This window comes from bacterium (assembly GCA_030649055.1).
Lineage (GTDB): Bacteria > Patescibacteriota > Minisyncoccia > UBA6257 > JAUSGH01 > JAUSGH01.
In genome coordinates, this window is the sequence record JAUSGH010000001.1 from 38,503 (window position 1) to 51,883 (window position 13,381).

The 13,381-nt window shown below is 55.0% G+C and carries 9 protein-coding genes and 3 tRNA genes; 11 read left to right on the top strand and 1 reads right to left on the bottom strand.

Translation table 11 applies throughout. The annotated features are described in order from the left end of the window. Window positions 1-194: 194 nt before the first annotated feature. From ftsH to Q7R85_00260, 11 genes are all read left to right on the top strand, one after another. Window positions 195-2,030, top strand: a complete 1,836-nt coding sequence (gene ftsH, locus Q7R85_00210) for an ATP-dependent zinc metalloprotease FtsH (GenBank protein MDO8584534.1) — start codon at window positions 195-197, stop codon at window positions 2,028-2,030. Between the two features lie 184 nt (window positions 2,031-2,214). Continuing rightward, window positions 2,215-2,955, top strand: a complete 741-nt coding sequence (locus Q7R85_00215) for an HAD hydrolase-like protein (protein MDO8584535.1) — start codon at window positions 2,215-2,217, stop codon at window positions 2,953-2,955. Window positions 2,956-3,175: 220 nt separating this feature from the next. Then, window positions 3,176-3,248, top strand: a tRNA-Ile gene (locus Q7R85_00220). Window positions 3,249-4,043: 795 nt separating this feature from the next. After that, window positions 4,044-4,472: a hypothetical protein gene (locus Q7R85_00225; GenBank protein ID MDO8584536.1), complete on the top strand. Its 429-nt coding sequence runs from the start codon at window positions 4,044-4,046 to the stop codon at window positions 4,470-4,472. Window positions 4,473-4,611: 139 nt separating this feature from the next. After that, window positions 4,612-5,763: a Glu/Leu/Phe/Val dehydrogenase gene (locus Q7R85_00230; GenBank protein MDO8584537.1), complete on the top strand. Its 1,152-nt coding sequence runs from the start codon at window positions 4,612-4,614 to the stop codon at window positions 5,761-5,763. Window positions 5,764-5,889: 126 nt separating this feature from the next. Continuing rightward, the gene (locus tag Q7R85_00235) at window positions 5,890-9,093 is read left to right on the top strand and encodes a hypothetical protein (GenBank protein ID MDO8584538.1); all 3,204 of its coding nucleotides are present in this window, start codon (window positions 5,890-5,892) and stop codon (window positions 9,091-9,093) included. A 56-nt stretch (window positions 9,094-9,149) separates the two neighbouring features. Then, complete coding sequence (locus tag Q7R85_00240) at window positions 9,150-9,875, top strand: RsmE family RNA methyltransferase (GenBank protein MDO8584539.1); 726 nt, start codon at window positions 9,150-9,152, stop codon at window positions 9,873-9,875. 205 nt (window positions 9,876-10,080) lie between these two features. Further along, window positions 10,081-10,152, top strand: a tRNA-Gln gene (locus Q7R85_00245). 7 nt (window positions 10,153-10,159) lie between these two features. After that, a tRNA-OTHER gene (locus Q7R85_00250) sits at window positions 10,160-10,270 on the top strand. A gap of 99 nt (window positions 10,271-10,369) precedes the next feature. Continuing rightward, window positions 10,370-10,849: a hypothetical protein gene (locus Q7R85_00255; GenBank protein ID MDO8584540.1), complete on the top strand. Its 480-nt coding sequence runs from the start codon at window positions 10,370-10,372 to the stop codon at window positions 10,847-10,849. Window positions 10,850-10,919: 70 nt separating this feature from the next. Beyond that, on the top strand, window positions 10,920-11,936 hold the full coding sequence (locus tag Q7R85_00260) for a hypothetical protein (protein ID MDO8584541.1): 1,017 nt from the start codon (window positions 10,920-10,922) through the stop codon (window positions 11,934-11,936). A gap of 80 nt (window positions 11,937-12,016) precedes the next feature. Here Q7R85_00260 and Q7R85_00265 read toward each other — a convergent pair whose 3' ends face one another. Further along, window positions 12,017-13,342, bottom strand: a complete 1,326-nt coding sequence (locus Q7R85_00265; protein ID MDO8584542.1) for an aminotransferase class III-fold pyridoxal phosphate-dependent enzyme — start codon at window positions 13,340-13,342, stop codon at window positions 12,017-12,019. Window positions 13,343-13,381 lie beyond the last annotated feature (39 nt).

Below are 13,381 nucleotides of genomic sequence, written 5' to 3' on the forward strand. Positions count from 1 at the left end.
ATTGTGCGACACATGGGGAACATGTATTGAGTATCGAGTATTGAGAAGTGAGTATGGGATGCATACGCTCAGCATTTGTTTGGCATACTGTCTTCTCTATACTCAATACAGCATACTTCGCAAAGTTGCATCTTTTTGCGTATCGCGTATAATTTACGGAATACCGCAAGCACGTTGTATAATGAAGTCATCGTATGAATTCACTCTATAAAAACATCTTCTGGTCCATTACCACCCTCTTGACGGTCGCGATCGTTTTTTCGCTTTTCGCGGAAACAGGAAAAAAGTCGGACGCGTGGAGTATGGATCAGCTTGTGGCGAAGCTCAACGCCGGCGCGGTGGAGAAGGTGACCGTGAACGGGCAAGATATTGCTGTTGATTTAAAAGACGGAGGCAAAGCGACGGCGCGCAAAGAAGATGAAGCGGGACTCACGGAAACACTCAAGAACTTCGGGCTTGATCCGCGCTCACTCCAGGGTGTGTCGTTCGCGGTGCAGGAAGAATCCGGCACGCGTTTTTGGCTGGGCATTTTGATCCCGACACTCCTCCCCGTCATCATTATCGCGTTTATTTTTTGGTATATGTTCCGCCAGGCGAAAGGGGGAGCAAGCCAGGCGTTCACCTTCGGGCGCGCGAATTTGCGGTTATCTTCGCCGTTCAAAAATCGCGTGACGTTTAAGGATGTCGCGGGTTTGAAAGAGGCAAAGCAGGAGCTGGAGGAAGTCGTGGATTTTTTGAAGAATCCGAAAAAGTTTTTGGATATTGGCGCGCGGATTCCGAGAGGAGTCTTGCTTATGGGCCCTCCAGGCACAGGAAAAACGTTGCTTGCGCGCGCGGTGAGCGGCGAGGCTGGTGTGCCGTTCTTTCATATTTCCGCCTCGGAATTTGTGGAGATGTTTGTTGGCGTAGGCGCCGCGCGTACGCGTGACGCGTTTGAAACGGCGAAAAAAGCCGCGCCGTCCATTTTGTTTATTGATGAAATTGATGCCATTGGGCGCGAACGCGGCGCGGGCGTGGGCGGAGGGCACGACGAGCGCGAGCAGACACTCAATCAGATTCTTGTGGAAATGGACGGTTTTGACCGAGACACAAAAGTCATTGTGCTTGCGGCAACCAACCGGCCTGACGTGCTGGACTCGGCCCTGCTTCGTCCGGGTAGATTTGACCGGCGCGTGGTGCTGGACTTGCCGGACATCGCCGACCGCGAACAGATTTTGAAAATCCATTCAAATAACAAGCCGATGGATCGCATGGTGGATTTGCGGAAAATCGCCGTCCGCACGCCGGGATTTTCGGGGGCGGACCTCGCGAACTTGGTGAACGAAGCCGCGATTTCCACGGCACGGAAAAATAAGCGCATCATCGGGCAGGACGAACTGTATAATTCCATTGAAAAAGTGATGCTGGGGCCTGAACGGCGTGGGCGAGTTATTTCTGCAAAAGAAAAAGAGATTACGGCATATCACGAAGCGGGTCATGCCCTTGTCGCCGCGAGTTTGAAAGATTCCGACCCGGTGCATAAAGTGTCTGTCGTGAGCCGCGGGAATGCCGGCGGATATACATTGAAGTTGCCGTTGGAGGAAGTGCATTTGCGCACGAGGACTCAGTTTTTGACGGATATCGCGATGATGATGGGAGGTTATGCCGCCGAGGAACTGATGTTCGGCGAGATGTCCACCGGCGCATCTAGTGACCTGCGGCAGGCGTCGGAACTCGCGCGGCGGCTCGTGATGCAGTATGGCATGAGCGAAAAGCTCGGGCCACAGACCTTCGGAGATATGCAGGAGCTGATATTCTTGGGACGTGAAATCTCTTCCACGAAAAATTATTCCGAAGCCGTCGCGGAAAAAATCGACGATGAGGTGAGCGCGTTTATTTCGCGCGCGTATAAATCCGCGCAAAAGATTCTCTCCTCGCGCCGGAAAGTGCTGGAAGCAATCGCGAAGCGGCTGTTGGAAAAGGAAATTTTGGAACAGGAGGATTTCTACGCATTGCTTAAGCCTTTTAACTTGAAGCCGGTGACGGTGTAGTGCGCGTTTTGTCATTCCGGACCTGATCCGGAATCCAGCTCGCTAGGCTCTGGATTCCCGCTGGAGTTTATCCGCCTTTGGCGGGCGGGAATGACACATAATCGATGGCTCGCTTGTTTTCCGCAACGCATTGCGTTACTTTTGATATGGTTCTTCTCGGGTGGTTTTTGTACGGAGGTAACCCGTGGGTCCGCATCGTCGGAGATTGCTTCGTCGCGCGGTGCGGCAGGCAAAGATTATCTCGTTTGATGCCGACGGAACACTGGTGGATTCGCGCATAACCGCGGTTCCGATCCACGCGGAGCTTGCGTCGAAGTATGGCCTCGCGACACCGGCGCCGTATGACGGGTGCTCCATTCCGGCTTGGCTTACAGCGCAAGGGCTAACGCCCCGCGCGCGCCGGCAGTACCTCAATGAGTGTCGGAAGATGGAGGAGGAGCGGCGTCCGCGGATATTCCCTGGCGTGAACGAACTCGTGCGGAAACTTAAGGACGCGGGGAAGTGCGTCGGAGTGATGACAAACCGTCCGGCGGAGGTACGGGGTTTCCGGATGTTCTGGAATTCCGGGCTCGACCTGAACCTTTTTGATTTCTTCGCGACCTACGATCCGCATCCGCGGCGCGTTATGTGGATGAAGCGCTTGTGGCTCATGCGGAACATGCCCGATCATCACGTATCCGCTGCGTTCCCGAAGCCGGATAAGCGGGCATTTGATCCGATTTACCCGTGGATCGCGAAACTTGGTGCGAGTCCGGGTGAAGTCATCCATGTCGGCGATTCCATTCCGGATATCGTGGCGGCTCGCGAGAACTACTTCATGCCCATCGGCGTCCTCACGGGCGCGGTGCGGCACAAGAGCATCTTCTTTGAGCACGGGGCGCAGTTTGTGCTCCCGTGTGTCACTGATGCGTTGAACGATCTCTAATGGACCCGGTTTGCTTAGGCATCCGGGTCCGCTCTATTTGAAAATATGTCGGCGAAGCAGTATGATATGAATGCAAATGCGCCCGTAGCTCAATGGTTAGAGCACCGAGCTTCCAATCGGCAGCGAGGATGGAGTAAAGTTGTGGCAATGCGCCTGTAGCTCAATGGTTAGAGCACCGAGCTTCCAATCGGCAGCGAGGATGGAGTAAAGTTGTGGCGTTGGGCGTGTAGCTCAATGGTTAGAGCACCGAGCTTATACCTCGGTGGTTCCTGGTTCGAGTCCAGGCACGCCCACAAATTTATTACATCCGAGCGAACCGATTGCATGCTAAAGGCATGGACCTCGGTGGTTCCTGGTTCGAGTCCAGGCAGGCGCACAAATTTTATAATCAGCTTAATTGTTGATTATAAAATTTTGCGCCCGGACTCGAATGGGAAAGGGGTCGGGAAAACGGGAGTTTTCCCGTGGAGGAAGTGGACCCTATCGCAATTCTTGCTCTCGGCGCGTTGCGCTCCGCGCGCGTGAGCACAAGAAGCGACGACGAGGTTGTATGCTCTTGCATACGCCGAGGAGGAGCGACGCCGTGATTCGCGCGCGTGGTGCGCAACCCTTCGGGAAGCCGCATCTTGCCGCACATCGCAACGTTGCTCGTCGATTCATGTATCCCAGGGGATACACTTCACTCCTCGCGCCTTGCGCTGCGCCTAGCAATCTGCGGCTTCGCGCCAGAGATAAGAATTGCGATAGGGTCCGAACCGCTGGGTTTCAAAGCGCAAGCCCCGCAATGCGGGGCTGAGCAGTGAGATGTCCAGGCACGCCCACAAATTTTAAAACCAGAAGGAGGCGCGCTGTGGAAAACCCTCTTGCGCCTATGTGTCGCGATTTGTTATATATAAATGGTATGAAAAATGGTCGGCAACAGTTTACGTATGTCATGATTACGACGTCGCTTACGCGGAGGTCGCTTTCTCTTCATTCGTAACGCAGCCGATTCATACGAACGAAACAAGAAAGAGGCCTTCGCGAAACCGGAGGCCTTTTTCGTTTCGGGGCAGATTTTGTGGTTCTTTGACAATTCGGAGGTCGTCATGCGTTTCACCGACGGGGATAAACATGCCGTTGCGGTGCTTCGGCAGTTTGCCCAGGACTTTTTGGAGCCGGGCGGGCTCCATGGGCCGATCTACTATCTTGGACAAGATACGCGGCTCTATGTGCTTGGCATCGTGAAAGATGCGAGCAGAGCGGGTTACCCGGAGCGGCAGGTGCTCATATTGGGGAGCGATCCGTTGCCAAAGGAGAAATTTCCCGACATTCCCCAAGGGTGCGAGTTGCGGCTCTGCACGTTCGCGGTGTTGAAGCGCCCGCCGACTCCCGAAGAGCGCGAGGCGGACAAGCGGGAAGGGAGTGGGGGCGAGGACGGCTTCACCTACGAGCTCCTGGAGTTCAAGGGATGGAGCGACCACACGGTGTTCTTCGCCGGAACGACGATTCGTTCCCGATCCGCGGGGTTTCTTTGACACGGTAGTCGCGTGACCCAGCACTCGCCAAAGGCGAGCGCTGGGTTGCTTTTTTAGAAAAATGTTACGCTATGCAGTTGGCATGAGCTGTATGCGCGGTATAATTAGATATTAGACATTAGGAATTAGGAATTGAACCATGTCCCTCATTGAACAAAAAGATACGTTCGGTCCCGAGTTGGTGCTCCGTGTATATGATGCCGCAATCGGCATGGAAGGATTTTTAGTAATTGATAACACTGCTATCGGTCCCGGAAAGGGAGGCATCCGAATGACGCCGGATGTAACAGTAGAAGAAGTGTTTCGTCTTGCGCGGACAATGACGTGGAAAAACGCGCTTGCTGACATTCCGTTCGGCGGCGCGAAGGGCGGGATTGTTTGGCCGGGTGGTTCCGACGAACTCAAAAAACAATTCATTCAAAGTTTTGCGCGCGCATTAAAGCCCTTTATGCCGAAGCGGTACATTGCGGGGCCGGACGTGAACACCGGCGAGCGCGAAATGCAGTGGTTTGTGGAGGCAACCGGCAACTGGCGCACGGCAACGGGGAAGCCGGCAAATTATTGTATGACGGTCTTCGGGAAGAAAGGAGAAAAGTGCGGCATTCCGCACGAGTTCGGCAGTACCGGATTCGGTGTGGTGCACGCGACGCGCGTGGCGGCGGATCTCGCGGGCTTGGATATCAAAAAAGCGAGCGTTGCGATTGAAGGATTCGGCAACGTGGGGAGTTTTGCGTTTCAGTACTTGAAAGAACTCGGCGCGAACGTGGTCGCGGTTTCCGATAAGGACGGCGCAATCTATAACCCAAAGGGCTTGGACGGCGCGAAACTCATGGCGCTCAAAAACGCGGGGAAGTCCGTCGCCGCCTACGGCAACGGCGAAAAAATTTCGCATGACGAAATCTTCGGATTGCCGGTGGATATTTTGATTCCCGCGGCGGTAACCGATGTCATCAACGACAAAAATAAAAACTCCGTCAAAGCGAAAATCATCGTGGAAGGCGCGAATATTCCAATGCAGGAACGCATTGAAGAAGAATTATTTAACAAAGGCGTCATGATTGTTCCGGATTTTGTGGCAAATGCGGGCGGGGTTATTTCTTCATACGCCGAGTACCGCGGCTATAACCCGAAGCGTATGTTTGAGTTGGTGGAACGAAAAATTGTGAAGTCCGCAAAAGTAGTACTTGGCAAGAGCTTGAAAGAGCACCGTCCGGCGCGTGCCATCGGCGTGGAGCTCGCAATGGCGAAAGTGGAGGCGGCGGGAAAGAAACGTAAAATGACGTTCCGGTAATATTGGTCATCTGTCATTCCCGCGGAAGCGGGAATCTAGAATTTGTGGACTAGATTCCGGATCGAGTCCGGAATGACAAGTCATCCGAGGATGACAAGCAGGGAGTGGTGCTATAATGAAAATACAATGACGCTATATTTTGGTCCGTCAAAATTCTTGCTTCTTTGCTTTCTTGCTTCTTTGCTTTTATTTTCCTCTGCGCACGCCCAGACCGCCGGCACGTGGGACTCGCGCGCGGCGGTTTCGGCAAGCGTGAGTCAATCCGCGAGCCTTCTCGCATACCCGGGTAGCGGCAATCTTATCTATCAGCGCCGTGGCGACGATAATACGTTCAATAGTTACAGCATCTCCGGAGATTCGTGGTCGGCGCTTACCTCCGACAACTGCGGCGCAGGCATCGGCAACGGCTCATTTTTAGTGCGCGGCGATAGCGGATTTTTGTACGCCGCGTGTCCCGGCGGGAACGACACAACGGACTTCGTGCGCTATGATATCTCTGGCGCCGATTGGGAGGAGCGCGCAACCTCGCCTTCTGGTTTTGGAAACGGTGCTGCGGCGGTATGGGACGGCAGCGACTATATATACGCGCTTCCTGGCGATGCAATGGCTGCTTTTTATCGCTACACCATTTCTACTAATGTGTGGGACTCCATGACTGCCTCGCCGACGGGTGTTACCGGTGGCGGCTCACTTGCATATCCCGGGAGCGGCAACTTTATTTACGCTTTCCGTGGTAGTGACCTCACAACATTCTACCGCTACCACATCACCGAAAACGACTGGTCACCCATAACCGCCGCGCCAGATACCGTTGGTGGCGGCGGCTCGCTTGTTGCTATCGACACGTCAACAATCTACGCCTTGCGCGGTGAAGGGGGCGGTACGCCACGAACGGATTTCTGGAGCTACGGCATCTCCGGCGACAGCTGGACGGTGCTCACCGTCGCCCCAGCGGCTGTCGGCGCAGGTGGATCTCTTGCCTATGTGTCCAATTCATCGGGAACATTTCTCTATCAGCTCCGCGGTAATGCGACTACGGATTTCAATCGGTATACCATTTCCGTCGTAGCGGCGAGTACCGGCAGTTCGGCCGGCAGCTTCCTTCTTGCCGCTCGGCAAGACGGGGGACTTTCGCTTGCTCGCGCAACGCCACCCGCCTCGCCGACAAATGTCGTGGTGACGCCATTGCCGTGCAACGGCACCTGCGGCGCGACAATCGCGCTTTCATACGCCGCGCTTTCCGTGCATCGTGGGCGCCCGATGACGTTCGCGTTTATCGATGAATCCGGGAAAACATTGGGAAGCATCTACGAGCCGTACGCGAACGGAAAGTCATACACTATGGAGCTCAAAAATCTTCCGCAAAACAGCCCATTAAACGGACGGCTTTGCGCGCAGTTCAGTCCTGGTGAGGGTTGCGCGAATGTCCAAAGCTGGACGCTCTGGTCGCTTGACGCCGCAAAAGTGAAATTAAGCGCCGCGCCTGAGGGTGACCGGTATCGTGTGCGCGTGGCAGTCCCTCCGTTTATGAATGAGGGGGTGGATGCGAGCGGCGTGCGTGTTGCGATAGAGGAGAACGGCGCGGTAAAACCCATGAGCATGAAAAACGGCCGCGTGCCGGCCGCGACGCTTGCGCAAGTCGTTACAACAATCGGTACGCACGAGACAATAACGCAGGTTGCGCCGTTCATAAACACCGCGATTACCCCCCCAGCGCCTTCCGGTGGACTTTCCGTGCCCCGTACTACGCTTGATGTTATTTCTATACTTCCCGTCATACAGGCGGCGCCGAAAACAGGGAGTGGCGGAATCTCCGTGCCGTCAAAAGCAGCTCCGTCGCCGGTGCCGGTGAAGGAGAGTTTGCCCGGAACATTACTCCAAAGATCCGGCGAGTGGGCAACCATGCTTGCGCCTGGCGAATATCGCATGGTCTTGACTCCCATAAACGGCAAAGGCGTGCTCGGTGTTCCGCTTACACTGCCGCTGTCACTCAAACCCTTTGGCGAAGCGATGACACTTACGGCCGGCATGGAGGCGGAGGATGGCACGCTCCGGACAATAATCGATGCGACCTCGAATCGTCTTGGGAATACCGGCATAGACATCATTGCGGAGCGTAAAGGAAGCGCCTTCGCGTTTCGCTCGACGGAGAAATCCGTTGAGGTACGCGTGTCACTTGTCGCGGCGCTCGCGAAAGCTGAAGAACATTTTGATTTTGTTTTTGCGTGCGCGCCCGGGGGAGGTAACTGCGCGGTAAAAAGCGTTGCCGCGCAAAAAGGGAATATTATCAACCGAGCGGCCATTGCGAAAAACAGCAACGGATTTGTGACGGTGAAAACGGAAGATGCGATTGCGACGGTGCGCGTAACCGAAGGGATAACGCAGATAAGCATTTCCGCGACCGGGGAGTTGAAGCGGCTGAGGAGCGAAGAATACGTCGCGTTAAACGCGCTTCGCGGCGGCACCGCGACATTTTCCGTTTCAGCGGCCGATGTACTTGGAAATACCGCGGCGATCCGCGACGTGCCGGTGAACATTCCGGGGAGCGAGGCGGCGATTGCCGCGTTTACCGTTACGTCCGCGGGCGATGAGGGTGACGTGGAAGCGCGTGGAGTTATTGATTATTCGAATTTCACCGCGCGCGGATTGCTACTTAATCTTTCGTTCGCCGAGGAAGGATTGAGCGTCGAGGGTACAGTGGCAAGTATTCCGCAGTTGGTGCAGTTGCTCGTCGCGCGCGATGACGGGACGGGCGTACAATTCGCGCTTTCGTGCGAAGCCTCGCCACAGGCGGGCGAAGCCTCGCCGCAGGTAGGCGAAAAAACTTGCGGTATTGTCGCGATCGCGGCGCCTCAAGGAACGCCGCTTGAAGTAGTGCCTGAAGAAAATCCGGACGGCACAATGCGCGCGGAGGCGGGCGGCATCACGCTGACGTATGATACGCAAAACGCATTGCCGATGCTTGTCGGGGCGGATGCGGCGGGATTTTCCAATATTGAAATCCGCGCGCGCTACCCGTCATTCGGTCTCGGTAATTTCACGGGAGTTATGATCGCGAATGAAGCGCGCGCCAGCGCGGCATTTTTTGGAGTCGGAAAATATTTAAATCTTTTTCCGGAGGTGATTGAAAAGGTTATTTTGGACCTTGCTCCGCTTATCATTAACTACATCGCGCCGCAAAACGCCGCTCCGATTATAGAAAGTGTAGAGGGATCGCGCATGGTGTCCCAGTCGCGTCCGGTACAGATTTTGCGGCAAGCATCCGAGGTTGGCGCGCCGGTGAGTCCGTTGCTCAACGCCATCCGTAATCTTTTCGGCGGCGAGCAGTAGCGATAGCGGCGAAAGGTCAGCTTGTATTCTGATGCGAAATAGATATTATAGAGGCTATGAAACGCCATCGTTTTTTTATTGATCCGCGCGCCATTCAAGGACGCTTTGCGTATATTGAGGACGCAAGTGTTTGCGGGCAGATAAGCAAAGTATTGCGGCTCCGCGCGGGGGATGAAGTGATCCTGCTCGACGGGCTTGGTTTTGAATACGCCGCGCGCCTCGTTGAGGTGAACGCGCGGAAAGCGCAGGCAGAAATTTTGCATCGGCAGATGAATAAAAATGAAGCGGAGCTCAAAATTACTTTATATCAGGCGTTGGTCAAGAAGGATAAATTTGAATGGGTGCTCCAAAAATGCACCGAAGTCGGTGTTACGCATTTTGTGGCCGTGCAAGCCGCGCGCAGTGAAAAAACGGGCTTGAACGAGGAGCGCGCGAAAAAAGTGCTGAAAGAAGCCGCGGAACAGTCCGAGCGCGCGATCATCCCAGAACTTTCGGAAATAAAAACATTTGAGAGCGCGCTGCGCAAAGCTGTAACGCCGGATACGCCGACGATGATTCTTGACGCAAGCGGTGAATCGATCGTAAGCTCAAAAATGGCGCGCACGCGGTACACGCTGAACGTTTTTGTCGGCCCCGAAGGGGGATGGGATGAGGCAGAGCTTGAGGCGGTTCGAGGACTGATGCGCGAGGGGTATCCGTTGGAAATTGTGAATCTTGGTCCACGCGTGCTTCGCGCGGAAACCGCGGGACTTGTGGCGGCGGGGATAGTGCTCAACCGATAAAACGTTAAGTGTCATTCCCGCCCGCCGAAGGCGGATAAACTCCAGCGGGAATCCAGAGTTGGCGTGCTGGATTCCGGATCAAGTCCGGAATGACAGATTAATCTCTTGACGTCCACGAAGCACCAGTGCTATATTCGTACCTAGTATAAAGCATATAGGGGATGGTGGTGCAATTCCATCCGGATCCATGACCGTCCTACTTGGAGCGCATATGGTGCAACGGTAGCATCTCCCTTCCTGACGGGGAGAGATGGAGGTTCGAATCCTCCTATGCGTTTTCTGCCGCGGGCGTAGTTCAATTGGTAGAACCTGAGCGTCTTCCTTCTTCGTTTGTAGCTAAGACCTGGAGAAGGTAATGATACCCAGATATGTCGGTTCAAGACCGACCGCCCGCTTTCCGCGATATCGCCCGGGACCTCACGGTTTCCGGGCGATGATCTTTTTGGTAACAAGCAAGGAGGCGAATGATGTTCTGCCCTCGTTGTGGACACCGGATGGAAAGCCGCGAAAGGGTGTTTCTGGGTGGCGTCGTATTCTCCGAGTTCGGCTGTGTGCGATGCAACCGGGCATTCCTCACGAACACGCCACGCGTAAAGACGATGGATGATCGGTTCAAGCTCGGCGAGTCCATGTGTACGTGGAAGGAAACGCTGAAGAGCCCGGTGATGCCATTGGGAGAGGCGAAGCGTCGCAGGGATGTGTGGACGGGCAAACGGATGCGTCGGCGTTGTGTGCCGCGCTTTTGCCCGAAGTGCGGCGCGCTGCTCGAGATGCTGCGCGAGTGCTACGAGCGTGGTCGTCCGCGCGCGGTCTACGGATGTCCGAGTCGCCGGAGTTGCGGCATGATCTACGTCCAGCCAGCCAAGTACTTCATGGAGCTCTCCGAAGTGGGCCGTGACTGGACGGAGTACAAGCGGTGGTGTATCCGGAAGAACCGGCAATTGTGCCGGGAAAAGGCGTCGAGACGGATCTAGTGCGAGTACGGGTCGGTTGCTTCAGGCGACCGACCCGTATCCTTTTCGTGGTAGAATAAGATAATAGGGTATGCAAAAGATTATCTCATTTATTCTATCCGAAGCGCCAAATTTGAGGGGTGGCGAAGTGCTCGCGGTGCCGCAAAGTGAGAGCGCGCCGCACTATTTCGGCGCCTCGGTGCCGAAGCAGGTCCTTTTTGATAAAGAAGAACATGAAGTTGAGGGGCAAAAGGTGATGTTTGAGGTGAAGGCATATCGTCCGGACGTGTTGCTGGTGGAAGGACAAGCCGAAGTTGAGGACATTTTCAGCGAAGAGGCGTTTAAACTCCGCGAGCGTCTCATTGATACGTGCCACGCTATCACGAAGCGCCGTGGGGGAAAATTTGAATTCAGCGAAGAGTATTCGGTCGCAGTGGTGGGCGGTTACACCGGCGACCCTGAGCAATTTTTTACGCACGCCGATAAGATTGCCGGATTTTTGAAATCCGAGCGGCTCCCACTGGACGAAAAAGAAGTTGCCTACACGCTTTCTTCGCAAATGAAATACGCGAAAGACGACTTAGTCATCGTGGACTGGGACGGCGCGTTTATTTTTGATCCGAACGGAGAATACGAATCGGTCGTGGAGCTTTTGCAAATCGCCAACTTGCAGCTATTGCGGTACCGCATTCTGGATTCGGATTTGGACGCGCGTCTTCAGAAAATTGGGAAGTTTATGCAGGCGACCATTGGAAAAAAGACGATGTTCCGCAATCGCGAACTGTCACAGGCGTTTCGCGACGTTATTGCCGTGCGTTCGCGCTCCGTCGCGGAATTTGAGGGCATCGATCGCGAAATCAAACTCATCGGCGACTGGTATTCGGCGCGCCTGTACGATTTCGTCGGGAAAAAGTTTAAGCTGGATACCTGGAAGGCGGATATTAAAGAAAAACTTGATTCGCTGGAAGACGTGTATTCCATCGTCGCGGAAAATTTTAGTATCACGCGCCATCAACTCTTGGAGCTCATCCAAATTATTTTATTTTTCGTCTTGCAGGTCGGGTGGTTTGGACTACTCATCCTCGAGTTTTTATACTTTACGAGGTAATAGAAAGCGATACGTCTCCGTATGTGTTGGAAATTAAATACCGCCCAGCTCTCCTTTTTGGGAAAACCGGGCGGGCGTGTTTATTGCTGCGTTTCCGCGTCACAGAGTACGAGTAGCTGATCGAGCGTCACGATCGCTTTGCACAGTTGCGGCGTACTGATCACGAGTGGCGGCGCGATAACGATGAGGTTGCCGCGAACGGCGAACGATACGCCGAGCTTGCGGCCTTCGGCAACAAGCGTCTTCAGCGCCGGCGCGATTTTCGGCCAAGTCGACAGAGGTTCCTTGGTTTCGCGGTTCTTTACCAGTTCAAGAATTGCGAAAAGCCCTTCTCCGCGAACGTCGCCGATGGAACAGTGCTTCGTGGCAAGTGAGCGCAGGGCTTCGTGCATCTTGGCGCCAAGCGCGCGCGAACGAGTGATGAGTTGTTCGTCACGGTACGCGTCTATCGCCGCGACTCCTGCCGCGCACGCAAGCGGATGCCCGCTGTAGGTGAGTCCGGTTTGGAGCTTGCGGAAATCAAAGTACGCGGCGACTTCCTTGGAAACGATAACGGCGCCTAGCGGAACATGTGCTCCGGTCAGACCCTTCGCAATCGTCATGATGTCGGGCCGTCCGGCCTCTCCATGCTTCTGCCACGCGAACCATTCGCCGACACGGCCGAATCCGCTCATCACCTCGTCGGCAATGAGCAGGACGCCGTACCGCGATGTGATTTCGCGCAGTTTCGGCCAGTACTCCGGAGGTGCCGCGATGCCATTTGTTCCTGCGGCCGGCTCCATGAGCACCGCCGTAACTTTAGACGACCCTTCTTGTGCGATGATTTCATCGATCGTCTCGGCGCAGAGGATGCCGCACGAATTGTACCGCGCGTGGAAAGGACAACGGTAGCAGTAGGGCGGCAGTACGTGGACAACCCTTAGGCCACCAGGAGGATATTCCGCTCCGCGGTCGTCGCCGGAAAGCTCCATCGTCGCGAATGATGCCCCGTGATAGGAGCGGTACCGCGTGATGATTTTCCCGGAAGTCTTTCCCGAAGCCCAGAGCGCCATTTTCACCGCGTTTTCATTTGCGTCGGCTCCGCCGGTGGTAAAGAAGACGCGACCTCCCGCAAACCCCGAAACTTCCAGTAGTTTTGCGGCGAGTTCCGCGCGCGGATCAGACCCCCACGCGGAGGTGACAAAGCACATTTTGTCGGCCTGTCGCTTGATGGCGGCAACCACTGCCGGATGCTGATGGCCGAGGTTGGAACATTCCGCCATGCTGGACATGTCAATGTAGCGCTTGTTGTTCGTGTCCCAAAACACGGCGCCACTCCCCCCGACAATTGTCGGCCCGTTCCATTGCTCCTGCGCGGTCCATGTATGCATCACCGATGCGCGTTCGATATCATTCCACTTATTCATCTATTCCTCCAATCTGTATTCGCTTGCGTTTCAGAACTG

Excerpts from the sequence above, each read along its gene's own strand:
- ftsH (MDO8584534.1), top strand. The coding sequence starts at position 195 with ATGAATTCACTCTATAAAAACATCTTCTGGTCCATTACCACCCTCTTG.
- Q7R85_00225 (MDO8584536.1), top strand. The coding sequence starts at position 4,044 with ATGCGTTTCACCGACGGGGATAAACATGCCGTTGCGGTGCTTCGGCAG.
- Q7R85_00230 (MDO8584537.1), top strand. The coding sequence starts at position 4,612 with ATGTCCCTCATTGAACAAAAAGATACGTTCGGTCCCGAGTTGGTGCTC.
- Q7R85_00235 (MDO8584538.1), top strand. The coding sequence starts at position 5,890 with ATGACGCTATATTTTGGTCCGTCAAAATTCTTGCTTCTTTGCTTTCTT.
- Q7R85_00240 (MDO8584539.1), top strand. The coding sequence starts at position 9,150 with ATGAAACGCCATCGTTTTTTTATTGATCCGCGCGCCATTCAAGGACGC.
- Q7R85_00255 (MDO8584540.1), top strand. The coding sequence starts at position 10,370 with ATGGAAAGCCGCGAAAGGGTGTTTCTGGGTGGCGTCGTATTCTCCGAG.
- Q7R85_00260 (MDO8584541.1), top strand. The coding sequence starts at position 10,920 with ATGCAAAAGATTATCTCATTTATTCTATCCGAAGCGCCAAATTTGAGG.
- Q7R85_00265 (MDO8584542.1), bottom strand. The coding sequence starts at position 13,342 with ATGAATAAGTGGAATGATATCGAACGCGCATCGGTGATGCATACATGG.